At 40.7% G+C, this 23700-nt stretch carries 31 protein-coding genes; 23 read left to right on the top strand and 8 right to left on the bottom strand.

Features of this window, described 5'->3' with window-relative positions:
* Nucleotide 1 precedes the first annotated feature (1 nt).
* Genes ACQKKO_RS06065 through ACQKKO_RS06050 form a run of 4 tightly spaced genes read left to right on the top strand, consistent with a single transcriptional unit; the run spans nt 2 to nt 1749 of the window.
* A complete protein-coding gene (locus ACQKKO_RS06065) occupies nt 2-634 on the top strand; it encodes a cytochrome (ubi)quinol oxidase subunit III (protein ID WP_498645308.1) in 633 nt (210 codons plus the stop codon).
* The gene (locus ACQKKO_RS06060) at nt 627-971 is read left to right on the top strand and encodes a cytochrome C oxidase subunit IV family protein (protein ID WP_479821433.1); all 345 of its coding nucleotides are present in this window, start codon (nt 627-629) and stop codon (nt 969-971) included. The genes ACQKKO_RS06065 and ACQKKO_RS06060 overlap by 8 nt, the downstream gene beginning before the upstream one ends.
* 49 nt (nt 972-1020) lie before the next feature.
* A complete protein-coding gene (locus ACQKKO_RS06055; RefSeq protein ID WP_498645306.1) occupies nt 1021-1167 on the top strand; it encodes a hypothetical protein in 147 nt (48 codons plus the stop codon).
* A gap of 39 nt (nt 1168-1206) precedes the next feature.
* The gene (locus tag ACQKKO_RS06050) at nt 1207-1749 is read left to right on the top strand and encodes a DUF420 domain-containing protein (protein ID WP_498645304.1); all 543 of its coding nucleotides are present in this window, start codon (nt 1207-1209) and stop codon (nt 1747-1749) included.
* A 70-nt stretch (nt 1750-1819) separates the two neighbouring features.
* Here the strand turns inward: ACQKKO_RS06050 and ACQKKO_RS06045 are convergent, their stop codons facing one another.
* Nucleotides 1820-2173: a YugN family protein gene (locus ACQKKO_RS06045; protein WP_203087355.1), complete on the bottom strand. Its 354-nt coding sequence runs from the start codon at nt 2171-2173 to the stop codon at nt 1820-1822.
* A gap of 222 nt (nt 2174-2395) precedes the next feature.
* Here ACQKKO_RS06045 and ACQKKO_RS06040 point away from each other — a divergent pair, with 222 nt between their 5' ends.
* On the top strand, nt 2396-3460 hold the full coding sequence (locus ACQKKO_RS06040; RefSeq protein WP_498645303.1) for a CAP domain-containing protein: 1065 nt from the start codon (nt 2396-2398) through the stop codon (nt 3458-3460).
* 1 nt (nt 3461) lies between these two features.
* Here ACQKKO_RS06040 and ACQKKO_RS06035 read toward each other — a convergent pair whose 3' ends face one another.
* Nucleotides 3462-3962, bottom strand: a complete 501-nt coding sequence (locus ACQKKO_RS06035) for a PaaI family thioesterase (RefSeq protein WP_498645300.1) — start codon at nt 3960-3962, stop codon at nt 3462-3464.
* Between the two features lie 135 nt (nt 3963-4097).
* On the opposite strand from ACQKKO_RS06035, the gene ACQKKO_RS06030 reads away from it, so the two are divergent.
* Together ACQKKO_RS06030 and ACQKKO_RS06025 are read left to right on the top strand one after the other, a co-directional pair.
* Nucleotides 4098-4547, top strand: a complete 450-nt coding sequence (locus tag ACQKKO_RS06030) for a YlbD family protein (RefSeq protein WP_498645298.1) — start codon at nt 4098-4100, stop codon at nt 4545-4547.
* Nucleotides 4548-4565: 18 nt separating this feature from the next.
* Entirely contained in the window at nt 4566-4832 is a 267-nt protein-coding gene (locus tag ACQKKO_RS06025) for a YlbE-like family protein (RefSeq protein ID WP_498645296.1), read from the top strand.
* Nucleotides 4833-4853: 21 nt separating this feature from the next.
* Here the strand turns inward: ACQKKO_RS06025 and ACQKKO_RS06020 are convergent, their stop codons facing one another.
* Entirely contained in the window at nt 4854-5615 is a 762-nt protein-coding gene (locus ACQKKO_RS06020) for an ATP-grasp domain-containing protein (protein ID WP_498645294.1), read from the bottom strand.
* A 159-nt stretch (nt 5616-5774) separates the two neighbouring features.
* On the opposite strand from ACQKKO_RS06020, the gene ACQKKO_RS06015 reads away from it, so the two are divergent.
* Nucleotides 5775-6215, top strand: coding sequence for a YlbF/YmcA family competence regulator (locus tag ACQKKO_RS06015; RefSeq protein WP_498645292.1), 441 nt, complete (start codon nt 5775-5777; stop codon nt 6213-6215).
* 58 nt (nt 6216-6273) lie between these two features.
* Here the strand turns inward: ACQKKO_RS06015 and ACQKKO_RS06010 are convergent, their stop codons facing one another.
* A complete protein-coding gene (locus ACQKKO_RS06010; RefSeq protein ID WP_498645289.1) occupies nt 6274-6579 on the bottom strand; it encodes a hypothetical protein in 306 nt (101 codons plus the stop codon).
* A 113-nt stretch (nt 6580-6692) separates the two neighbouring features.
* Between ACQKKO_RS06010 and ACQKKO_RS06005 the strand changes: the two genes are divergently transcribed.
* Nucleotides 6693-6971, top strand: coding sequence for a YlbG family protein (locus ACQKKO_RS06005; RefSeq protein ID WP_498645287.1), 279 nt, complete (start codon nt 6693-6695; stop codon nt 6969-6971).
* 156 nt (nt 6972-7127) lie between these two features.
* Nucleotides 7128-8375 (top strand): MFS transporter, encoded by a 1248-nt coding sequence (locus tag ACQKKO_RS06000; RefSeq protein WP_498645285.1) that lies wholly within the window; start codon nt 7128-7130, stop codon nt 8373-8375.
* 265 nt (nt 8376-8640) lie between these two features.
* Here the strand turns inward: ACQKKO_RS06000 and ACQKKO_RS05995 are convergent, their stop codons facing one another.
* Entirely contained in the window at nt 8641-9033 is a 393-nt protein-coding gene (locus ACQKKO_RS05995) for a DUF7147 family protein (RefSeq protein ID WP_498645283.1), read from the bottom strand.
* 328 nt (nt 9034-9361) lie between these two features.
* On the opposite strand from ACQKKO_RS05995, the gene rsmD reads away from it, so the two are divergent.
* Both rsmD and coaD read left to right on the top strand, forming a co-directional pair.
* Nucleotides 9362-9937, top strand: a complete 576-nt coding sequence (rsmD, locus tag ACQKKO_RS05990; protein WP_498645281.1) for a 16S rRNA (guanine(966)-N(2))-methyltransferase RsmD — start codon at nt 9362-9364, stop codon at nt 9935-9937.
* Nucleotides 9934-10410: a pantetheine-phosphate adenylyltransferase gene (coaD, locus tag ACQKKO_RS05985; RefSeq protein WP_498645279.1), complete on the top strand. Its 477-nt coding sequence runs from the start codon at nt 9934-9936 to the stop codon at nt 10408-10410. Before rsmD ends, coaD begins: the two co-directional genes overlap by 4 nt.
* Here the strand turns inward: coaD and ylbJ are convergent.
* A complete protein-coding gene (gene ylbJ / locus ACQKKO_RS05980) occupies nt 10397-11614 on the bottom strand; it encodes a sporulation integral membrane protein YlbJ (RefSeq protein ID WP_498645277.1) in 1218 nt (405 codons plus the stop codon). The two genes, coaD and ylbJ, sit on opposite strands and share 14 nt — an antisense overlap.
* 110 nt (nt 11615-11724) lie before the next feature.
* On the opposite strand from ylbJ, the gene ACQKKO_RS05975 reads away from it, so the two are divergent.
* Entirely contained in the window at nt 11725-12783 is a 1059-nt protein-coding gene (locus ACQKKO_RS05975) for a SepM family pheromone-processing serine protease (protein ID WP_498645275.1), read from the top strand.
* Nucleotides 12784-12806: 23 nt separating this feature from the next.
* Here ACQKKO_RS05975 and ACQKKO_RS05970 read toward each other — a convergent pair whose 3' ends face one another.
* Entirely contained in the window at nt 12807-14036 is a 1230-nt protein-coding gene (locus ACQKKO_RS05970; protein ID WP_498645273.1) for a nucleotidyltransferase, read from the bottom strand.
* 158 nt (nt 14037-14194) lie between these two features.
* Between ACQKKO_RS05970 and ACQKKO_RS05965 the strand changes: the two genes are divergently transcribed.
* From ACQKKO_RS05965 to ACQKKO_RS05955, 3 genes are all read left to right on the top strand, one after another.
* A complete protein-coding gene (locus ACQKKO_RS05965; RefSeq protein WP_498645270.1) occupies nt 14195-14710 on the top strand; it encodes a YceD family protein in 516 nt (171 codons plus the stop codon).
* Nucleotides 14711-14759: 49 nt separating this feature from the next.
* Nucleotides 14760-14930 (top strand): 50S ribosomal protein L32, encoded by a 171-nt coding sequence (rpmF, locus tag ACQKKO_RS05960; protein WP_203087339.1) that lies wholly within the window; start codon nt 14760-14762, stop codon nt 14928-14930.
* Nucleotides 14931-15111: 181 nt separating this feature from the next.
* Complete coding sequence (locus ACQKKO_RS05955; protein ID WP_498645268.1) at nt 15112-15681, top strand: RsfA family transcriptional regulator; 570 nt, start codon at nt 15112-15114, stop codon at nt 15679-15681.
* Between the two features lie 70 nt (nt 15682-15751).
* On the opposite strand, the gene ACQKKO_RS05950 is transcribed toward ACQKKO_RS05955, so the two are convergent.
* Nucleotides 15752-16255 (bottom strand): N-acetyltransferase, encoded by a 504-nt coding sequence (locus ACQKKO_RS05950; protein WP_498645266.1) that lies wholly within the window; start codon nt 16253-16255, stop codon nt 15752-15754.
* A gap of 169 nt (nt 16256-16424) precedes the next feature.
* Between ACQKKO_RS05950 and ACQKKO_RS05945 the strand changes: the two genes are divergently transcribed.
* The 7 genes from ACQKKO_RS05945 to ACQKKO_RS05915 all read left to right on the top strand — a co-directional run bounded on the left by ACQKKO_RS05945 (nt 16425) and on the right by ACQKKO_RS05915 (nt 23677).
* Nucleotides 16425-17333, top strand: a complete 909-nt coding sequence (locus tag ACQKKO_RS05945; RefSeq protein WP_498645265.1) for a 2-dehydropantoate 2-reductase — start codon at nt 16425-16427, stop codon at nt 17331-17333.
* 25 nt (nt 17334-17358) lie between these two features.
* Complete coding sequence (locus ACQKKO_RS05940) at nt 17359-17748, top strand: DUF3397 domain-containing protein (RefSeq protein WP_498645263.1); 390 nt, start codon at nt 17359-17361, stop codon at nt 17746-17748.
* 110 nt (nt 17749-17858) lie between these two features.
* Nucleotides 17859-19487 carry a bacillithiol biosynthesis cysteine-adding enzyme BshC gene (bshC, locus tag ACQKKO_RS05935; RefSeq protein WP_498645262.1) on the top strand — a complete coding sequence of 543 codons (1629 nt, stop codon included), beginning with the start codon at nt 17859-17861 and terminating at the stop codon, nt 19485-19487.
* Between the two features lie 150 nt (nt 19488-19637).
* Nucleotides 19638-20069: a division/cell wall cluster transcriptional repressor MraZ gene (gene mraZ / locus ACQKKO_RS05930; RefSeq protein WP_203087333.1), complete on the top strand. Its 432-nt coding sequence runs from the start codon at nt 19638-19640 to the stop codon at nt 20067-20069.
* Between the two features lie 28 nt (nt 20070-20097).
* On the top strand, nt 20098-21033 hold the full coding sequence (gene rsmH, locus ACQKKO_RS05925) for a 16S rRNA (cytosine(1402)-N(4))-methyltransferase RsmH (RefSeq protein ID WP_498645259.1): 936 nt from the start codon (nt 20098-20100) through the stop codon (nt 21031-21033).
* A 12-nt stretch (nt 21034-21045) separates the two neighbouring features.
* Complete coding sequence (gene ftsL / locus ACQKKO_RS05920) at nt 21046-21411, top strand: cell division protein FtsL (protein ID WP_498645257.1); 366 nt, start codon at nt 21046-21048, stop codon at nt 21409-21411.
* Nucleotides 21412-21475: 64 nt separating this feature from the next.
* Nucleotides 21476-23677 carry a penicillin-binding protein gene (locus tag ACQKKO_RS05915; protein ID WP_498645255.1) on the top strand — a complete coding sequence of 734 codons (2202 nt, stop codon included), beginning with the start codon at nt 21476-21478 and terminating at the stop codon, nt 23675-23677.
* Nucleotides 23678-23700: the final 23 nt, after the last annotated feature.

Below are 23700 nucleotides of genomic sequence, written 5' to 3'. Positions count from 1 at the left end.
AATGTCAGGATCAGTTGATTTATCTAATGGTCTCCCGTCGCATCCAGAACGTGCTACCCTTGAAGGGAAAAATAAGTTTTTGGGCTTTTGGTTTTTCCTCGGTGGAGAAACAATTTTGTTTGCAACATTCTTTGGGACCTATCTTGGTCTGAGAAACGGTACGGCTGATGGTCCTACATCAGCTGATATCTTCCACCTTGAATTAGTTTTTATTATGACGATGCTACTACTAACAAGTAGTTTGACAAGTGTGCTAGCTATGTCAGCCATGAAGAAAAATAACTTTCGCTCCATGATGATTTGGCTTGTCATTACGGTTGTGCTTGGTCTAGGGTTTCTTGGAATGGAAATCTATGAGTTTTACCAGTATGTGAATGAATATAACTTTGGATTTACAACCAGTGCCTTTGCTAGTGCCTTCTATTCATTAGTAGGACTTCACGGGGCTCACGTAACGTTTGGGCTATGCTGGATTACCTTGTTAATCGTTCGGTACGCTCGTTCTGGTATTACGCTAACAAATGCTCCTAAGTTCTACGTAGCGAGCTTATACTGGCACTTTATTGACGTTGTATGGGTATTTATCTTTACAGTTGTCTATCTTATGGGTGTAGGAGGTGGATCGCATGGCTAATCATTTAAGTGAGCGCTTTGAAACAAGTGCCATGACAAATGAGGAGAAACGATCTCATAAAGCTGAGATTAGAAAGCAAATTGTTGCGTTTGCATTAATGATCGCTTTAACCTTTATGGCCTTTGCTGCAGTGGCAACAGACTTTGTTCCACGAACGCTAGCCATCCCGTTTATTTTGATCCTGGCGGTTGTACAGCTTGCTCTTCAGCTACTATTCTTTATGCATATGAAGGATAAAGATCATGCATGGGCCAATGTCTTTATGATTACAGGAATTTTTATCACACTTCCAACCATCGTTGCACTTATGCTCTTAATCGGAGTAACAAAGTATTAATGTGTTCAAAACGATAGGAAGTAATTGAATAACCATGAGGAAAGGACTAATGATAACAAAATCATTAGTCCTTTCCTATTTCTTGGAGAGGGATTTAGAATTGTTTGTGGTTTACGCCCTGTCTTTATTCGAGAAAGTTCATCAGATTGTGACGGCTTCGTTTGTTTCTGTGAACCGTAACGGTGTATACTTCTAAATAGATTGGACAGGTTCTATTTGAAAAGGAGAGGTCAAGGTGTCAGAAACAGTATCAACTCATAAGAAAAGAAATTATAAACCACTTATTATTATTGTAACGATTATTGTAAATGGACTAGTGGCTGTGCTCTCGGGAATGCCGGGGTACGAAAACTTTGATGCGTTTGATGTAAAGCTATTACCAATGTTTAATGCGATCTTTAACAGCTTCACGTTTTTGTTTTTGCTTGCTGCCTTAATCTCAATTATTAAACGCAAAGTAACATGGCATAAACGGTTTATCTATGCGGCGTTTACAACAACAACCTTCTTTTTAATTACGTATGTCGCTCACCACTTTTTATCTTCATCTACTGCTTACGGTGGGGAAGGGTTTTTCCGTTATTTTTATTACTTTATTTTGATTACACATATCTTTTTGGCTGCTGTTATTGTTCCTCTCGCACTTACTACTGTGACTAGAGCTTGGAATATGGAAAATGAGCGCCACAAAAAGATTGCTCGCTGGACCATGCCACTATGGTTGTATGTGAGTTTTACAGGTGTATTAGTGTACCTAATGATCTCACCTTATTATTAAGAATCAGCCAAAAAAGCACGGCCCTAGAGTAGGGTCGTGCTTTTTTAATATTCATATTAAAAAAGTGAAACTAAACTTCTTGCTCAAGCGTATGTTTAAGTAAATCCAGTTTTGATTTGGCTTTTGTTACAACAGAGTCAGGGAAGGTTTCACCTGCATATTCCACTCCGTGTGGATAATAATGTTTACCTAGTAGCGGTGACATTAAGCGACAGATGGTGTCTTTTCTAGGGATATCGCCTTTGATTGAATAGATCGGTACTCGTACATAGTATGTATCACCTTGATTTACAATCTTATAATCAAACATTGCGCGCTCATAATCCCACTGTTCTCCATGTACAAAGCCACATGCATTCGCAGCGTGTTGGATATGCTCAAACTTAACTTCTTGTCCTTCGAAACCGGTTTCATCAAATTTCATAATTATTACACCCCTTTTAGTCCTGCATGTTTTCTATAATTATGATAGTATGAAATGCATCAGCTTGCAATAAATGAATTGTTTTTCTTTTAACCAAACAGAACAAAGGCGTATAAAACTCCTATTCTACGTTTAAAGACAATAGTTTACATAAGTAGATAAAGGGAAGTAGAGAAGAACTACGAACTTTTTTGTTAGGGTTATGACAAAGGAGTGATGAGATTGCGTAAACGGCTAGGATTGTTAGCCGCCTTGGTACTGATACTAGCATTATTGCTTGTAAAGGTAACAGAGAGAGATGAGGTTCAGCGTTGGTACGCGGCATCGCCTTTTAAACAGGATCAGCATCATGAGAAGCAAGTACCCTCAGATGAAGTCTTGGGAAGTCGGACAAGTCAATCAGGGGTAGTGCTTGAGAACATCATAGACATGTCTACAGATGAGTTAAAACAAATGTACGGTGAACCAGAAAGAAAAGACTCTTCATCGTATGGATATGATTGGTGGATTTATCCGATTAATCATACCTCCTATCTACAGGCAGGGGTTGAGGATGATCAAGTTGTCACCTGTTATTATATGGGGGATGAACTTGCTGATGCACCTTTTACTGGACCGCTCACGTATGAAAGACTGTCTGCAGAATCAGACTTTGAATCAACGATTGAGGTTCAGTCAGAAGATGGTACATTTAAGTTTATCTTAACAGAAGCAGACATTCAGGCTAGACCGATCATTCCTTATGGCGAGGATTGGTTACAATTGTATTTCGATATACATACAGGAGAACTTTCTACTGTCAGATTGTTAACAACTGATATTCTTCTTAGGCAAAAACCGTATGACATGACGTACCGAGGAACGTTACCTGAAACCGAAGAGCTTACTAAGGATGAATGGAAAGCGGTTGAAGCAGGGGAAGAAAAACAAATCTTTGATTTAACAAACCGAATTCGAAATAAACATGGACTTGAATCATTTACATGGAACGAAGATGTGCGAAATATCGCATATAAGCATAGTCTTGATATGATAGAAAATGATTACTTTGATCACATTTCACCAACTTATGGAAAGCTTGATGCCCGATTTATTGCTGGTGAAGTTCCATTTAAAACAGCAGGTGAAAACATTGCACTTAATTACGTTGATGGTGCTGCTGCGGTTGAAGGGTGGTTAAACAGCGAAGGGCATCGCGTGAACCTTCTTCACGAAGGCTTTACAGAACTCGGGGTAGGGGTCTATCGGAGGAGTTTCACTCAGAATTTTTTGACCCCGGTTGAGTAGTTTACTTTGATTTTGCGATAACCATAAATGTACCGTTTGCTGTTGCTACTAGCTTTCCGCGATCATCTACAACTCGTGCTTCTGTTACACATAACTGTTTACCTTGATGGGTAACAGAAGCCGTACACGATAAGTGTGTGCCTTTTCCTGGACGGATGTATTGAACGGATAAGTTAGTTGTAACGGCTGTCTGGTGCTCTGGTAACAATCGATGAACCAATGTCCCCATCGTAGAATCGGCAAGCGTAGCAGTTATGCCTCCGTGTACGATGTCTAGAGAATTATGTATGATTGGACTAATCGGAATGGTCATTTCAAGCTGTTTATTTGCAAATGTTTTTGCTTCCATCTTAATAAGAGCTGACAAATAGGACCCGCTGGTGTCCTTTTTTTGTTGTAAATTCGTCAGGATCGACGAAAGAATTTCTTTATCTTGATTCGTTGCGGATTGTAGATACTGTTCAAATTGAGTTTGAACGGATTGATTTGTAACGTGTTCCATGCTAAAACCTCCTGAAATAATAATAACCTTGTTTATTGTAACAAAAAAATTCACCTTTTTTTCAAAAAAAGACGAACCATGGACTAGGCATTTTTCTAGTATAGTACTATAAACGAAAAAGGTGGTGAGGTAGACATGGCGTCCTCACATGAACTCCATCAAAGTGTGCAAGATTTTAAAGCATTTGTTCGCGAGCATCCGATGATTATGAACGACGTGCGACTCGGTCAAAAGTCACTTCAATCCTTTTATGAAGAGTGGAGTGTCTTAGGGGCTGATCATAGTCAATGGCAGCCATATAAGTCACCTGATGAATTCGGGGAACGTACTCAGGAGCAGACGCAGCAACAAACACAGCAAACAAACGATACGAGTCAACAAACGGATCCTAGCACAGCTTCAGAGTTTATGGGTCAGATCATGGGTATGGTCAAAAAAATGAATGTCCAGGACCTGCAAAATCATTTGGCGCAATTCAGTTCAGTGCTTGGGAATGTTCAATCGCTTATTCAAGGCTTTCAACGGACGGAAGGTCAGGAGCAACGATCAAATTCAGACCAACCGTTTTCGTTTAGACGTGATTAAAGAGGAGGGAGGACTTGAATGAGACCTGAGATTATTCGTTTGTTTAATGAGAATCAGGAATTTCGATTATTTGTTCGTCAAAACCCACAATGGTATCGGACCTTATCGCGTGACCCATCGGCCATTCAGGCACTTGAAAAAGAAGCAAATCGTTTTTACGGACGAACATTTCCTCAGCGTGTAGAGAAGATGCAGTCAAATTTGGGTCTTGCCATGATGATGATGGAGATGTTAAAGATGGGGCAGGATACGGTTGCACAAACGCAGGAAACCTTCAGCTCGTGACGGTTTCCTGTTTGTGTCTTCTTAACGTTCTAAGCCAAGATAGTTCGCTATTTCTTGTTCAACGGAGACATTCAGCTCTTGGAAGCCTTGGTTCCCAAATAACGTGTTAAATTCTAAGATGTAGTAGTGGTTATCAACGACGATTAAATCAAACCCGGCATGATTAATCCCAAGAGTTTTAGCAGTGCGTACGGCAACCTCTACTGCCTCTTGTGGGATGTCATCGAAATAAATTTGTCCCCCTTGAGCCACGTTGTTTTTAAAAGTGTCCTTGTTTTCGCGCCAATAGGAAGCGATCGCTTTGTCACCTACGATACATACGCGCAAATCACGTTCGATCGGGAGAAACTCCTGAATATAGTAGGTGGGGTTTTGGTCGCTATACTCACGAAACTGTTGTTCATTTTCAATTAAAAACACACCCCGGCCCATGGAGCTTCGAATTTCTTTAGCGACAAACGGAAAAGGAAATTCATCAAGTACCTTTTGAAAAGTATCCCTGTTCCGACCAAGAATCATCGTTTTGGGGACATGCTCCGGCACAACACTCCAAAGGGCTCGAGTCATTTCAATCTTATTAAACCCTAATTGAATCGACTGTATACTAGGAAAGATTCGCTTTTTCATCCCATATACAAGTGAGTTAACTTGCCAATTTTCCGGGAAGAGACAAAGATCTGCTTCTTCAATTCGTTTCTTCTCTAAAAACATATTTTCCGGCTTAATATAATGCTGATTTAGGATACCAATCGTTCGAAATGGATTAAACGAAATTACGTTCATGTATGAACCCAACGCCTTTCTGTCTTCAACTAAATTCAATGAATTATAGTTCTGCATCCGTACGTTGTCAATGGCCATAACGAAGGTTTGGGTAAATGTTCTTATATAGGTATGAACACCGCTTCAGACGTGCTATACTTCTTTTTAGGGGGTGCTATGATGCTCGCTACCATAAATGAAATGGAGCTATTAACGGAAACAGATGCATTAAGTGAAGTCATTTTAAAATCTGTACCCGTTGCAGAATATATAGAGGCTAGAGAACAGCTTCACGCAGATCCTGAGGCTCAGGCATTAATTAAAACATTTAATGATCTAAAGGAACTGAATGAAGAAGTACAACGCTTTGGTAAGTATCATCCGGATTATGACCGAGTGTCAAAGGAGATTCGCCAAGCGAAGCGCAGTATGGATAAGCATGAACGTGTGATTGCGTTTAAGCAAGCAGAAAAAGAGTTAGAAGGCTTATTAAATGAAATTAGTGGAATGGTCGCTCATGCTGTTTCAACAACAATTAAGGTTCCTACTGGAAATCCTTTCTTTGACAGCATGTCATGCAGCGGAGGCTGTGGGTCAGGTGGCGGTTGTAGCTGCGGGTAATAAGTCTTCTGTGTAACGAATAAATGGCGAATGGTACGTCAAAACGTATGGTTCGCCATTATTTTTTTCGTTTTTCTCTTACGCAGTCAGTGCACTCATTGCCGCAGCAAAACATCTTTTCGGTAGGCGGCAAAAAACGAATCCGAAAAAGTTGGCCCTCTCTTAAAGGGCGAACGGGTGAGCATTCAAACGTGATCTTCTTGTTATGACAAATGCTTGTTGCAGCTTTGTTAAGAAGGCGCTCTAATTGATCAGCCGGTAACTCCGACTGAATGTAGAGAAAACAAAATCCACTTATAAACCGTTTTTCTACTTGAATCGGTAATAACTCTTGAATTAAACTGGAATAGTACATCTTAAACAAGCAGATCACTCCCTTCACTTATACATAAATAAAGTTCGTAAGGTTGTTCGTTGGAAACAAGAAAAAGCGCGTGATAAGATACGTATGACATAACGAGTAAGGAGAGTAAGATGATGGTGAATGGACAACGTCAAGGAATTGTCGTATGGTTAACCTCTCTTAAATTTGCAAGGCAGCTTAGACGGTTTGGAAATGTTCATTATGTCTCCAAAAAGATGAAATACGTTGTTTTCTATTGTAACCAGGATCAAATTGAAGACACAATGGAAAAGCTTCGCAGTTTTCATTTTGTACGTGAAGTGAAGCCGTCAATGAGACCTTTTATCAAAACCGATTATCAAAATGCAAAACCTGATAAAGCAAAAGAGTATGACTATAAGATGGGTATTTAAACCAAGTGGTGTTCCACTTGGTTTTTTTGTGGAAACTTACGTAAAACGGAGACTACGTTTGATTGAAAGACTTAAATAGGGATATAAAGGGCAGAATACAAGAGTAGATCACTTGATTGTTTCGCCCAACGAAATATATAATAGGTGTACGAGGAAGTGATCGGATTGGAATCTTGGAAACGAAATGTGTGGATCCTGGCTGGATGCACTTTTTTAGTGATGAGTGCCATGTCAATGATTATGCCCTTCCTACCTTTATATCTTAAAGAACTAGGTCTTACTGATCCAAAAGAAATCAGTTTATGGGCAGGCGTTATCTTTGGTGCAAACTTTTTAACTGCCTTTATGTTTTCTCCTTTTTGGGGAAGGCTTGCGGACCGGCGTGGACGTAAACTTATGATCTTACGCTCAGGTTTCGGAATGGCGATCGTCATTAGTTTGACAGGTCTTGCAGCGGGTCCCATTAGCTTATTATTTTTAAGGTTACTAAATGGAGTGATTTCAGGCTTTATACCAGCGGCAATTGGCTTGGTCAGTACCAATACACCTAAAAGGCATACTGGGTATGCGCTTGGGATTCTTCAATCAGGAACAGTTGCAGGTGCAATTGGAGGACCATTGTTCGGTGGCGTGATGTCACAGGCTTTTGGTTATCGAATGGTTTTCTTTATAACAGGAGCATTTATTCTTATTGCAGCCATTGTTGTTTCTGTTTTTGTCAAAGAACATTTTACACCACCAGCTAATGAAGAAAAAACAAAAACAAGTACAATGAGTGAATTTAAAAAGATTACCTCAAATCGACCGGTTTTATCAATTTATGCGGTCATTTTAATGATTCAGTTAGCCATCATGGGTGTCAACCCGCTTCTATCTTTGTATGTTGAAGAGTTAACACCAGCTGCTAATGTTTCTCTTTATGCTGGTATTGTTGTGTCAGTCACGGGATTTGCAAACTTTACCACGGCCGCTTGGCTCGGAAGAATGAGTGACCGAAAAGGTGCTCACCGGACCCTTGTCTATTGTTTAATGGGGGTCGCGTTGTTTACAATTCCTCAAGTGTTTGTGACGCATATCTGGCAGCTAATCATTCTCCGATTTTTTGTAGGCCTTTGTCTAGGAGGACTTCTTCCTGCTGCAAACACGTTAATTCGTATGCATGCTCCTAAAGGAATGGAGAGTCGCACGTATGGGTTCTCAAACAGTGCAATGTATCTAGGTTCGATGGTTGGTCCAATCATTGGGGGCTGGTTAGTCAGCTTATATGGAGTTAGGGGCTTGCTTTTAACAACATCATTAATACTGATTTGCGCAGTAGTGGTCGTTAAACTGAAGATTATGGAGCCGGCTGAACAAACCTTTCAACGTGATCAAAAACGTAGTTTAAAACAATCACCAACATAAGAAAAGTGGCCTATAACGTGAATGGAGATAGCAAAGCACGAACATAGCACAATATCCGCTACAGGAGAATCCCTCACTTTCCGCGGTTACGGCGTCGTTACAGTGTCTTTACCACGTATTTAACCACAGGAGTCTCGGGTTCTCCCTCGCTCGTTTTGTTGAAAATAGGAATGGCGAATGATTCGATCTTAGAATCATTCGCCATTTTCACATTCATTTTTAGTTTTGTCTAAGGCTCATTTCACGTAAACGTTCTGTATTCATCCTACCAATTTAATGGTGGCAAACAATGGTTCACACGGAACACACCAATTAAGTATTGCTCGTACAACTCTATTTCTGCAAAATCCTTTGAAGGTCTAACTTCCAAATGACGAATCCGTTTTTGAAAAGAATCAGCGAGCTCCCTGAATTCTCGAACGCGTTTACTCTCAAGATCTTCTTTTATACTAATCCCTTCACGGCAGTAATAAATGGGCATAAATCCCGCCTTGGTCGCAGGGTGTAGGATGACCGCTAGCGATGCTCGCTTTTGATTGTCTAAGGTTGTTTCAAATTGAACGAATTCAGCCAGTCTTTCTTTGTTGGTTGTAGCCAGTTCAAGTAATTCGTAAAAATCCCCGTATCCTTCGCCAAGTTCAATAAAACGCTGGATCATCTTTAGCACACTCCTCTAGCATCTCGTAATCACGAGACAATATAGCATGAATGAATGGATTAGTCGAGATAAAAAAAGCCGCAGTCTAAGTGACTGCGGGTGCCTATACTCATTTTAAGATGAGACAGGCTATGGGAGAGGAGAAACCGGAGAGAGCTTATGGGGAAAGTAAGTCTTCTCCGTGGTTGTCACAACATGAAAACATGCTGTTAATGGGTAGTATGGGCTAACTATGACTAAACTATACATGGAATAACACAAATCATTTTCATGATATAATAGGATAAATGAATGGCTTCATACGAACAATAAAGGCTAGGTGACTAAGATGCGCGTAATTTCTGGAAATAAAAAAGGGCTCACATTAAAGGCTGTTCCAGGCAAAGGGACAAGACCTACAACAGATAAAGTAAAAGAGTCCATTTTTAATATGATTGGTCCTTACTTTGATGGAGGAAGTGGACTTGATCTGTATGCAGGAAGTGGGGGGCTCGGGATTGAAGGCTTAAGCAGAGGATTAGATTCTGTAATCTTTGTTGATCAAGATAAAAAAGCAATTCAAACCATTCATGACAATCTAACATTTACAAAGTTAGACGGAATGGCTGAAGTCTATCGAACAGAGGCAGATCGAGCTTTAAAAGCAATCATAAAAAGAGAATTATCATTTGATACGATCTTTTTAGATCCGCCTTATGCGAAACAAACACTTACTCGGCAACTTGAATTTATTGATGAGCACAATGTACTAACATCATCAGGTGTGATTGTAGTAGAGCATGCGACATCTGTTAAACTTCCAACACAATGCGGCCGTTTGCGTGTGAAAAGAAATGAACAATACGGTGAAACAACGATTACAATCTGGGCAAACCATTCAGAAAGTGAAGGTGAAACGGTATGACATTAGCTGTTTTCCCAGGCTCGTTTGATCCCATTACACGAGGACATATTGATATTATTGAGAGGGCATCTCATGCTTTTGATGAAGTAAGAGTGTTACTTGTACATAATTCCAAAAAGCAAACCCTTTTTACAGTAGAAGAGCGGTTGCAGTTCATCAGAGAGTCTATCAGTCATCTCCCTCATGTAACGGTTGATGCGTATGAGGGATTAACCGTACAATATGTTAAGCAACAAGGGAGTCGCGCCATGATTCGTGGGTTACGAGGATCCAGTGACTTCGACTATGAGATGCAGGTTGCCACAATTAATCGGCAATTTGCTCCTGAAGTGGAAACGTACTTTTTGGCGACCAGCGCAGAGCTTGCTTTTATCAGTTCTACGATTGTGAAGGAAGCGGCAAAGTATAGGCAACCTCTTAGCAAGCTCGTTCCAGAGGCGGTTGAGAAAGCACTAATCGCTACTTATAGCTGAGAATCATCTGGCTACGTGCTTTCAGCGCTACATAGAGAACAAGACCAAAAAGAGTTACAAAAGGTGAAAGCTGGAGCCATTGATTCCAACCAGTCACTAGTATTTCTACGTTTGATTGCAAGTGAGTGGAACTAGGAAAATAGGTTTCATGTACCGTTCGATTTACATAAAGTGGCTTCCAAAGTAGTAGAATTAAAGCAGCACTAAAAAATCCATGGAGTACGCGACCGATAAAGAACGGTCTAAAGCGTAAATCTGTTTCTGAAAGAATACTCGCTACTTGAGCCTGAATTGAAAAACCGCCAAACGCAATAAAAAAGCTGGCAACCACTACTTTTTCTAAAAGGTGGGCATCTGCAGTTGAAAGTAAGTGAGCACCGGACGTAATTTCAAATAAACCGGATATAAAGGGCATGCTTAATTGAGAGGAAAGCTGAAAAAGGGAAAATAACCAAGAGACGCCTTGAGCGAAAAGGTCAGTAAAGCCACTAATTGAAAGCATTTTATTAACGACTGAAAATAAAATGATAAAGCCACCAACAAGTAACAAGGTGCGAACAGAGGATTGAACGGCGTCTCCTAAAAGTTTTCCGATCGGCCGACCATCTTGAATTCGCTCCATGTGCATGCGCGAGAACGCTTCTTTTAAAGAGAATCGACTCCGTGTTTCAATAGAACGCTCATTTCTTTCTTCCTTCCTGCCATAATACCTCATAGATAAGCCAACAAGAATATTACCTAAATAATGAGCGGCAGCAAGAAGTAAGCCAAGAGCTGGATTATGAAAAAAGCCTACAGCAATTGCACCAAAAAGAAAGAGTGGATTAGAGGAATTGGTAAAAGCAGCTAAACGTTCTCCTTCTACACGAGTGACTTTTTCTTGTTGACGAAGCCTTGCTGCAAGCTTGGCACCGGCGGGATTCCCTGAAGCAAGCCCCATGGCCCAAACAAAGCTTCCGGCTCCAGGTACTCTAAAGATGGGGCGCATAAACGGTTCGAGGATGGTTCCGAGAAAGGCAACCACGCCAAAACCAATGAGTAATTCGGATAGGATGAAAAAAGGTAACAAGGAAGGAAAGACAACGTCCCACCACATTCCCATACCATTTAGTGATGCCTCAAGAGCTTCTTTGGGGAACATGATCAAGGCAAATGCCATTAAGATTGCTGTCCCACTAAATAACCATGTTTTTAAAACTGGCACGTCTTCTCCCCCTTGAGCTTGTCTCTTACGTATTCTCTACTATACGTAGGAACAGTTGAAATAGACCAATGAATCAATGAGCAATGACGTCCTGCTAGGAGGAGATCCATATGAATGAACCGAAAAAACCTTTAATTAGAAAACGATACATTATTGTTTTAGCTCTTGTCCTACTGTTGAATCTGATTAAGCTTCCTTATTACTATTCGCAACCTGGAATTGCTCAGGAGCTAAACGGTATGATTACGGTAGAAGGAACAAATGGAGTCGAAGAAGGAGCATTTATGCTGACAACGGTTGAGATGGCAAGGGCCACCCCCTTGTATTACGTTTGGTCGCTCTTAAGCTCATATAGGCATATCCTCCCTGAAGAGCAAGTGAGAAGTTCCGACGAAACGGATTCAGATTATCATGAAAGACAACGACTGTTAATGTCAGGTTCCCAGGAGAATGCAAAGATTGCAGCGTACGAACAAGCTGATGCAGAGGTAACGTATGAATACCGTGGTGTTCTTGTAACCAATCTCATTGAAGGAATGTCTGCGGCGAAAGAACTTAAAACAGGTGATTTAATTACGGAAGTGAATGGTACGCCTACTCACACGGCAGAGGAATTGCTTACCCTTCTAGAAGGGTATTCTAAGGATGATGTTGTTACATTGTCTGTGACACGTGACGGGGAACCACAAACGGTTGAATTAGCTTTTCAGTCCTTTCCAGATGAATATGAAGTGGAGGAAGGGCGAGTTGGGCTAGGAATTCTTTCACCTGTAACCGATCGAGATGTGACGTTCTCGCCGAGTGTGACGATTAATGAAACAGATATTGGAGGACCCTCTGCTGGACTCATGTATTCACTTGAAATATATAATCAGCTTGTAGATGAGGATATTACGCACGGATACCTCGTTGCTGGTACTGGCACGATTAATGATCAGGGGATAGTTGGACCAATTGGTGGAGCATCTCAAAAGGTTGTTGCAGCAGATAAGGCGGGGGCTCAGTATTTCTTTGCACCTGATGCAAGCGGACAAAATGAAACAAATTATGAGGAAGCGAAACATGCTGCAGAAGATATCGGGACAGATATGCAGGTGATTCCGGTCCAAACGATAGAGGATGCACTACGTTTTTTAGAGGAACTCCCAGACAATAAGGAAGGGAAATGAGCAACCCCCATACTTCTAGGATACTAGAATCGTATGGGGGCTTTAAATTCCTCGTCCATTCGCCTTTGTCGCACTTCACGGGAAAGTGGTGCGAGATAAGCTCTTGAGGCTCTAAGTTCGATCGTGGCAAGGATATCGGTGGATGATGCGAATCGACTTAATATCGGAACAGACGCTTTCTTTTTAAGTGCGCGGAGATATACTTGCCCGCGTTCGTTCATCCCGAGTGGCCGTATATAAGGCAGGGGAGAAGTGTGTATGTGGTTTAGCTCAGATTTTGTTGTATGAGTTAGTATGTGAGTGGCTAAGCGCTGTAATCTAGTCCATGTATACCGTTTTGTTTTTAATGAATTCATCCAATCTTGAAAGGTCTGGGCTTTGCTAATCGTATCCATTACACGATATTCTAAGCCTTCTACACATTCATAAATGGAAGCAAGTTCATCTTTAGAAGAACTTAAGACTCTGTATTGTAAAAACGGAAAGTAATGTTCCCAGTTATGAAGCTGATGTGTAGTCTGTGAGTAATTCATTAGTTCAGCATAGGAGGGAGGGGGCATCACTTGTTTCACAAGATTTGTCTGCTCCTCAGCAGTGAAAATGGCTTCTCTTATACTTGTCGCACTGGCAATGGAGTGCGAGGTAATCGTGCGATCATGATATCCTGCAGCGATTCGCTTTGTTGTATATGGAATGATTGATGAGTGTTGGTCGTTAATGGCTTTTATATAATGGTAGCCTAGGATGTTATTTGGTTGCTCAAGAGATAGAGTGGTCTCTGCCCCTAATTGGCTAAATGCAAGAGATGCGGCACGCGGGTAGCTGTGACCATTACTCATCTTTTCTTTGACTAACAGATCCCATTCCTCTTCATGCTGTTGCATCACCTTTGCTAACTCATGAAATTCTTCAATAGAGCCGGATTCACTACCAAAGTGAAGATAATCAACTCCAGCTGCAGTTAAGATGGAGATGGCTCCTTTTGCAAAAGTCTCTGCTTTTTGAGTAGCATAAGCATAAGGAAGCTCCAGCACAAGGTCTACACCACTCGCCAAAGCCATTTTTGTACGAGACCACTTAGAGAGTAGTGAAGGTTCCCCTCGTTGCAGGAAGGAGCTACTCATAACAGCTACAACCACGTCAGCGCCAGTATCTTTTTTTGCTTGCTGGAGCTGATACAGATGTCCGTTGTGAAACGGATTGTATTCGACAACCATTCCAACAGCTTTTACGTTGCTCGTTGAGTTTTGCATGGACGGTCTCCTTTACTCGGGTTATCTGACATGCTAGAATAGATGTAGTTCTAATGAAGGAACTAATCTTAGTATACGCATTAAACTGTAAAGAAAAAAGGTTGACATTCATTAGTGTCAGATCTATAATTACTTTTGTGCCTTAGAGGTGGTTTATCATGAAATGGACGCTGCGTGAACTAAAAGCAGCTAAGCATAAGACCTTTCCTATTGATGAGTCGGTTCGCTTTGATCAGTTATTAAAAGAGAGTAATGATATTCGTGATATGACAATGATCCGGGTAACTGGAGAAGTGACGTATCCGGCAAATCTCATTACATTTTCTTTAAAGCTTGAGGGAGAGTTGACTCTGCCATGTGCAAGAACCCTTGCAGATGTGAAGTGGCCACTATCAATTAGCTTTGATGAACATTTTCTACCTGAGGGATCGGTTATGCCTGATATCTCAGATAGGGATGAAGTTCATTTGGTTCTTGATGATGAGATTGATCTAACTCCTATTCTGGAAGAGCGAATTCTTTTAGAACTTCCATTCCAGGTCTATGCTGAAGAGGGTGCAGAACCATTGGCTCCACCTTCAGGTAAAGATTGGGAGCTTGTGACTGAAGAGTCACAAAAGGATCGAATTGACCCGCGTATGGCTGATTTAGCCAAGTTTTTTGATAAGTCGTAACGAGTCGATGAATGATTGATTGTTTGATTTTTTTAAGGAGGTGGGAATATTGGCAGTACCATTTAGAAGAACGTCTAAAACCGCTAAAAGAAAACGTCGTACGCACTTGAAACTAGCTGTCCCTGGCATGGTGAAATGTGCAGAGTGTGGCGAGATGAAACTTAGCCACCGCGTTTGTAAAGAATGTGGTTCTTACAAAGGTGAAAAAGTAACAAAATAATGTTTGAAAAAGACCTCTAAGGTATTATGCCTTAGGGGTTTTTTTATCGTGTTGCTCCCATGTGAAGTAGAGTGAATAGACTAGAGAAAAAAAGGATATAACTGAATACTAGTTCCTAGTCTATCTAACACTTAATTTGCATAGACATAAGAAAGCATATGATCTAAAAGGAGAGATGAACATGGTAGTCACTCGACAAGATGCGTGGTCTGAAGATGAGGATCTGTTACTTGCCGAAGTCGTGTTACGACACATTCGCGAATCAAGTACTCAGCTAGCTGCCTTTGAAGAAGTCGGCAAAAAATTATCAAGATCAAGTGCAGCATGTGGGTTCCGTTGGAATTCAACCATCCGAAAAAAATATGAATCTGCTGTTGCGTTGGCTAAAAAGCAAAAGGGTAAAAAATCCTTCTCTCAAGTTGAGAAACAAAAAACAAGCTCAGATTCAGAACCAGTGGTTCAAGTAAAAGAGGATGTACAAGTCATTGCGGAGTCTGCCCCTTTTGCCCCTCGGCAAGAGTTAAACTTACGTGATGTTATTACGTTTTTACAATCGTATGAACAAACACAAGAAGCAAAAGGGTCACTCGAAGTAGATGCGTTAAAACAGGAAAATAAGCAATTAAGAGAAAAGCTGGAGCAGCTTGCACGCGATAAGGACCTTATTACTCAAGATTATAAGGCGCTCCTTACAATAATGGATCGGGCAAGAAAATTTACAAGGGATCATCCGATTGAACGAACGATGTAAACGTGTAGTAAATAGTTAAAGGCAAATGTCTACTTAAGAGACATTTGCCTTTTTGGTGTAAATATTCGGTTCAGTCTTGCTCCGTTGCCGCAGCAGTTTGTTGCTCCTGTTCAATAACACCCTCTGGGAACCAAACATAAGGACTTTCCCCGCGATCACGAGCTGGGTCGTACGTAAGAGAGTCAAAACCAGCTTTTTCCCAAAATTCACTTGAAGCTTGTCTAGCATTTGTTTTAACTGGTAAACCAAAGCTCTTTGCAAATTCAACCAATGCTTGACCATATCCTTGGTTACGGTAAGGCTCCAACACTTCAAGCTTCCATAATTCAAAGTAGTCCTGAGGTGGATCAAAATATTGGTCAAAACGGCTGTCAATCCGGTAGAGGCTCATTCTAGCAACAAGCTTTTTCCCGAAATATATTCCGTAAAACGGAGATTCACTATCATTTTCTATAATGTTAGCATTCAAATCATCTTTCATTGAGAGCTCTGCAGCACCAAACTCTCTGAAATTCTTAAATTCATCTAATGTTTTATAATTTACTAGAAGACGTTCAACAACTGGTTTGCTCATAATAAATCCTCCTAAAAATATAAGAATGCGTTTTCATTATTCTAACATAAACAATCTGAAAACGCATTAATAACGATTCCGCATACGTCATTAAATCCACTAAAAAAGATCTATTTATTTTGAAGGATATGGTACAATTCAACTATTGGTAAGGATAGGACGGGGTATTATGAAAATCTATGTAATAGGCGGGGGCGCTATTGGGCTTTTAGTATCAGCCTACTTACGAAAAAACAATAATGAAGTCACTCTTTGTACTAGAACAGAGGCTCAGGCAGATCTATTAAAGCGTAAAGGGCTAACACTTATTCGTGGAGATTTTTCTGAAACGATTCAAATCGATAGCATTCAACTGAATCAAGCAAAAGTAGAAGAAGCTGATGTGTGTGTGTTTGCAGTCAAATCCTATGATTTAGAACCAATGATGCAGGAGATCGTAAGGAAAAAAAAGAATGATCAAAGCTATCTTTTTTTACAAAACGGGATGGCTCACGTTGAGATTGCGTCGAGGCTTAATGATCCAACCATTGCTTTTGCCACCATTAGTCACGGGGCTGTTCGCATCAATCAAACAACCGTTCAACATACAGGGGTAGGGGAGTTAAATTGGGCGATGTTCCAGGCGCGTTCAAACACGTTAACTCATTGGTTACATACGATTCAATCAAGTGAATTCCCTATTTTCGAAAAGGAGACGTGGGAAGAGCTTCTTTGGATGAAATTAGTAGTGAATGCGTGTATTAATCCAATCACAGCCTTAATAGGTAAAAAAAATGGAGAGCTGCTTGAATCTCATGAGCTGAACCACCTCATGAGGTCCGTATTTGATGAGGCTATTTCTCTTCATCCTCTTGAACCTGATATGGAGAAAGTCTGGACTCATGTGCTCTCTGTTTGCAAACAGACGGCAGAAAACACTTCGTCTATGTTTATCGATATAAAACAAGAGAGGCAAACAGAGGTCGACGCCATTTTAGGTTATTTACTTCGTAGAGCCCAAATAGTTGGTCGATCTCTTCCTACTATTTCTTTTCTGTATCAGGCGTTAATGAACCGCGAACAATCCTACCGACAATAAGAGACTGATTAGAGGTGAAGCATCTATGGTAACAAGTACAGTAGCAGCTTTTGTTGCCACCGTTGTCACAATTCCAGCATTTGGCTGGTATTTAATTTATATTACAACCGTGAAGCTGACGAAACAAAAGCGTAAAGCAATCAAATGGGCGAGTGATTGGTCTGCCATCCTGTTTATGGCGGCTGTTTACTATATTATGGATCAGCTGTGGGACCCAACATCGGTCTGGCTTGTGCTCGCTTTATTTTTTGCGGTTGCGATCGCATTTACCATTATTTATTGGAATGTGATGGATGATTTCTATGCAACAAAGCTCTTTAAAGGAATCTGGAGATTGAATTTCCTTATTTTTGTGACCATTTATATTTTACTTAGTGGATATGGACTCCTCCGAAGCATTTTCTCATTTGTTTAAGTTCATTCTGTTTGGTATTGCCATCTACTTTTGCTATGATAAGAAAGTCTAAGCATAAGAGTGAAGAACAACATCGTGAATTGACTAACAAAGGAAGGGATTCGTCATATATGGAAACAAAAGAAATACATCTAAACCCTCCTGCCGGATTTTATCGTGATTATCTTAATCAACGAACAGAGCTAAATGAGCTGTTTGATTATACATATGAATCAACGGATTGGCTAAAAAAACGTGCGGATGAATTGGCAAATCGATCGAATCGTGGCATGGACCGAGAAGAGTTAGTGACTCACCTTTTAAAAACGCATAAAGATCTTGAGTATCCGGATGCGGCAATCGAGAATATTAAAAAATTGCATAAGGAAGACGCTGTAGCTATTGTTGGTGGACAGCAAGCAGGCCTTTTAACAGGGCCTTTATTCACCTTATATAAAGCGCTAACGGTAGTACTTTCTGCCAAACAACAAGAAAAAGATTTAAAGATCCCTGTTGTTCCTGTATTTTGGGTTGCCGGTGAGGATCATGATTTCGAGGAAATTCGTTTTGTTTTTAAAGAAAAGGGCGGAAAGTGGCGGAAGCATCCAATTGAAGATGAAGATCTTCAATGTTCTGCTTCGGAAAAGGACTTACCTAAAGAAGAATTATTCAAATGGCTTGAAGGAGTTTTTGAAACCTTACCTGAAACAGATTATACCTGTGAGCTGATTGAAAGGATTCAACAGGCTGCGACAACGTGCCGCACATATACAGACTTTTTCATAAAGTTGATGAATTACTTTTTCCAAGAAGAAGGACTCGTGTTTGTTGATGCACATCATCCTGAGTTACGACAACTTGAAAGTGGTTTTTTCAAAGAAATCATTGAAAAGATGGATGCCCTTCAAACAAATCAACAATTAGGATTGTCTCAGTTTGTTCAAAAGGGGTACCAAGCTCCGATTGTGACAGATGAAGAGAATGCACATCTTTTCTTAAGCGTTGATCAAAAAAGAGTGCGCCTTGATTATGAGGATGGACACTTCTCCTGTAGAAGTGGAGAGCAATCCTTCACAAAAGAAGAACTGCTGTCCATACTTAAAGCAGAGCCAGAACGTTTTAGTAATAATGTAATAACAAGGCCACTTATGCAAGAATGGGTACTACCGGTGCTTGCTTTTATACCTGGACCTGGTGAGCTTGCCTATTGGGGAACGCTTAAACCTGTTTTTAATCAATTTGAGTGGAAGATGCCTCCTTTAATTCCACGAATTCAAATGACGATTGTTCCTAGGTCTGTCCAAAAATGGGTGGATGGAGTCGATTATTCATATGAAACACTTCTTGGAGAAGAGAGTGAATATCTAAAACAAGAGTGGATTAAAGCTCAGCATTCGTACCCAATTGAGGAGATTGTTGATCAGGTGAAGGAAAATGTACATCAGGTACACGCTCCATTACGTGAACTGGCAGAGCAGATGGATCCTACGTTGCATGCGATGAGTGAAAAAAATGCAACATTTCTTATGGATCAAATTCAATTTCTGGAATCAAGATTACATCGTCATATAGAAGAAACCCACAAACATGCGATTTCGCAGTTTGAAGAAGCAATCTTCTGGCTTAAACCATTGGGCTCTCCACAGGAGCGTATCCTACATCCCATTATTTTAATAAACATTGTGGGACAAAGTGGTTTAAAACAACTTTTCAATCAGCCGATTGCTGTAAATGGGGAGCACAAGCTACTCTTTTTATAAGGTTTTTTCTCACAATACAAATAAAAATTCAAAAAAATTCTGCCTTAGGCAGGATTTTTTTTGTTTTGTGGAGAAACTTACGAAAAGATAGTGGTGAAAAGTGGGGGGTTGTGGTAAGTTATTGATAGTTAGTGGGGGGGACCGAAAAACATGTTCATGGGCGAATACCGACACAATGTAGATGAAAAAGGCCGAATGATCATTCCTGCGAAGTTTCGCGAGGAACTAGGTCAGTCTTTTGTTGTGACCCGTGGACTTGATAAATGTTTGTTTGTCTACCCTTACGAAGAATGGACCAAGCTTGAAGAACAGCTTAAAACGCTTCCTTTCACCAAAAAAGATGCTCGTGCATTTACCCGCTTTTTCTTTTCTGGTGCCTCAGAATGTGAATTAGATAAGCAAGGTCGGGTAAATTTAGCCGCTCCGCTGCGTCAGTATGCTCAGATTGAGAAAGAGTGCGTAGTCATTGGCGTCTCAAATCGAGTAGAGGTATGGAGTCAATCGATGTGGGAACACTATGTGGGTGAATCCGAGGAGTCTTTAGCTGAGATCTCTGAGAATCTAACAGACTTTGATCTTTAAGCTAAGCTTAAGAAGAGAAGGTGAACCCTTGTTTAATCATTTTACCGTTTTAAAAGAAGAATCAATTAAAGGCTTACATATTAAACCAAATGGTACGTATGTGGATTGTACGCTAGGTGGAGCAGGACATAGTGAACGAATTGTCCAGCAACTAACTGATGGCGGACATTTATACGCATTCGACCAGGATGTGACAGCGATTAAAGCTGCAAATGAACGATTAAGTAGCTATGAAGGTCGTTACACGTTGATTCAAGCAAACTTCCGTCATATCCGTGAGGAGCTAGATGATCGAAATGTGACAAAAGTGGACGGCATTTTATTTGATCTAGGTGTGTCATCACCTCAGCTTGATCAAGCCGAAAGAGGATTTAGTTATCACCAAGACGCTCCACTTGATATGAGAATGAATCAAGAAGCGGAACTTTCTGCCTATCATGTTGTGAATGAGTGGCCCTTTGCCAAGATTTTTTCAATCATTTCACGCTATGGAGAGGAAAAATTCGCCAAACAAATAGCCAGAAAGATTGAGGCTTTTCGTGAGACTGAGCCAATTCAGACAACAGGTCAACTGGTTGAAATCATTAAGGATGCTATTCCTGCTCCGGCAAGAAGAACAGGCGGTCATCCTGCTAAACGAACATTTCAAGCCATACGAATTGCAGTTAATGATGAATTAGGTGCATTCGAAACAGCTCTGCAGGATTCTTATGATCTATTAAATGAAGAGGGAAGACTTTGTGTCATTACGTTTCATTCATTAGAAGATCGCTTATGCAAACAAATGTTTAAAGAATGGTCTAAAATGCCGGATCTACCGAAGGGTCTTCCAATCATCCCTGAAGGATTTGAACCCAAAATGAAGATCATCACACGAAAACCAATTGTAGCAAGTGAAGAAGAGCTCGATGAAAACAATCGATCCAGATCAGCAAAATTGCGTATTGCACAAAAGAATGTATAAGGGGGACACACCATGCTTGCACGACAAATTCAACCGAATTATCAACCAAATCAACAACCGAAACAAGCACCACAAACAAAAAAGGTTATTCGCACTTCCAGAGCAAGAATTACACTGGGAGAAAAATTGATAGCGCTCATGATTGCCGGGCTATTGCTCGCACTATCAGGATTTGTTGTACATAATTACGTGTCTATCTATAGCTTAAATAAACAAAATCATGAAATTGAACAGGCGATCACACAACAAACACAAGTGAATGAAGGTTTGAATTTACAAGTAGTGGAAGCTCGTGACCCTGAACGTTTATTCAGTATCGCAAAAGAGAATGGTTTTGAATTAAATGCTGAAAACGTAGAAGTTGTAAACAAAAACTAGTTCATTACATGAACTAGTTTTTTTATAGAACAAGCATCAGACAAGAGTAGAAAGGAGCTCAGCAATGGATATTAAACGAGCTGTAACAAATAAACGCGCTTTAATGCTGCTCACTTGCTTTTTAGTTTTATTCTTAGTCCTTTGCGGTCGTATTGCGTACATACAAGCGGCAAAAGAAGTCAAAGGTCAGGACCTTACTGCCATTGCAGAGCAGCGGTGGCAAAAAAGTCAGGTTATTGAAGGAAAACGAGGAACGATCTATGACCGGAGTGGTGACGCGGTTGCCGAACAATTGCAATCGTATAGTGTATATGCCGTTCTAGCTAAAGATCAGCTTAGCCATGTAAGAGATCCAGAGGAAACAGCTAAAGAATTAGCGCCTCTTATTGGTCTGGAAACAAATGATCTAAAACGGATGCTAGAACAGGATGATAAGTTTCAAGTGGAATTGGGATCCGGAGCAAGAAATCTTTCCTATGAAAAAATGACGGAAATTAGAGATTTACAATTAGACGGCATTCTTTTTACGAAGCAGCCAAGGAGATACTATCCTAAACAGGTATATGCATCGCATGTTATTGGCTACACGGAAAGAGATATGGCAGAAGCGCGTATGGGTCTTGAACGAAGCCTAGATGAGTATTTAAGCCCTGAAAATGGCACCATCAAATATGACAGTGACCATAAGGGCAATCCTTTGCCTAATCCAAATGATACAATTACGCCAGCTAAGGATGGAAACGACATTCATCTTACGCTTGACTCAAACATTCAAATTGCCCTCGAACAAGTGATGACTAAAGTTGAAGAAGACTATTCTCCGAAGAAAATGACGGCAATTGTCGCTGATCCAAAAACGGGTAAAATTCTTGCGATGAGTAATCGTCCAAGCTTTAATCCAAACGAATATGAGTCGGTGGAGAATTACACAAATTATGCTGTTTCCGATCGGTTTGAACCAGGGTCAACGATGAAAATGTTTACCGTTGCGGCGGGTATTGAAGAAGGAGTCTGGGATAGCGAAGAACACTATCAATCTGGAAGCTACCAAGTAGATTCAGAGTCGAAAATTAGCGACCATAAACAAGGTGGTTGGGGTTCGATTACTTTTAGAGAGGGATTCCTTCGTTCATCAAATGTTGCCATGATGATTTTGGCATTAGACAAACTAGGTCCAGATAAACTGTATGATTACTGGCACAAGTTTGGTTTCTTTGATAAAACAGGAATTGATCTTCCGAATGAGACAGATAGTTTAATTGCACAAAATGGAAGATCCGATGCTGCGACTACTTCATTTGGTCAAGGCTCAGCTGTTACGCCGATTCAAATTATCCAAGCGGCAACAGCTATTGCAAATGATGGAAAAATGATGAAGCCTTATGTCATTGATTCGATTACGGAGCATGATTCGGATACCGTCATCCAGAAAAACGAACCAACAGAGGTTGGTCAGCCAATAAGTGCAGAAACGGCAAAAGAAGTACGTAAGCTTATGGGAGAAGTTGTTAGTGAACCGGAGGGAACTGGTAACGCTTATCAGATTGCTGGTTTTGATATTGCGGGAAAAACAGGAACGGCTCAAATATTAAATGATGAAGGACCAGGCTACATGAAAGGCCATGGTAACAATCTCTTTTCATTTATGGGTATGGCACCTGAGGATGATCCGAAAGTGATGGTTTATGTGGCTGTGGAGCGTCCGCAGCTCGATGATTTTGAGATCGGAAGTGAGCCTGTTGCATTAATTTTTAATACCATTATGCAACGGAGCCTGGATTACTTGAACATTGCTCCAACCGTTGAAGAGGTGAAAAAAGAAACCGAAGCAGGGTATCAAATGGACGAATTTGAAGGATCGTCTATTGAAGAAGCGATGGCTATTTTAGAAGAACAGAATATGCAGGTAACAGTTCTTGGCTCGGGTTCAAAAGTGCTCACGCAACAGCCGCAGGCGGAAACTGGCTTACTTGATGGTGAAAAAGTCATTCTTGTTGCAGATGATGGTCCGTATACACTTCCTGATCTCTCGGGATGGTCTACAAGAGATGTACTTAAAGTAACGGCCGCCCTTGATTTGAAGCTTAATCAAGAGGGCAATGGATTTTTAAGGAATCAATCACCGGCCCCTGGTGAAGCAGTTCAATCGGGTGAAGAGATTCAAGCGGAATTCTCAACTGATCCCGAAATGCCTAATGAAGAAGAGGCAACTGATGAAGAACAAATCGATCTTGAACCTGAGATTGAAGAAGAAAGTAATGAATAGTTTTAGCGTGTAAGTTCTTTTCG

It is taken from the genome of Alkalihalobacillus sp. NPDC127517, from assembly GCF_050276055.1.
Taxonomy (GTDB): domain Bacteria; phylum Bacillota; class Bacilli; order Bacillales; family Bacillaceae_D; genus Alkalicoccobacillus.
The sequence above is the reverse complement of the archived record's forward strand: the minus strand, read 5'-3'. Positions and strand labels throughout refer to the sequence as shown.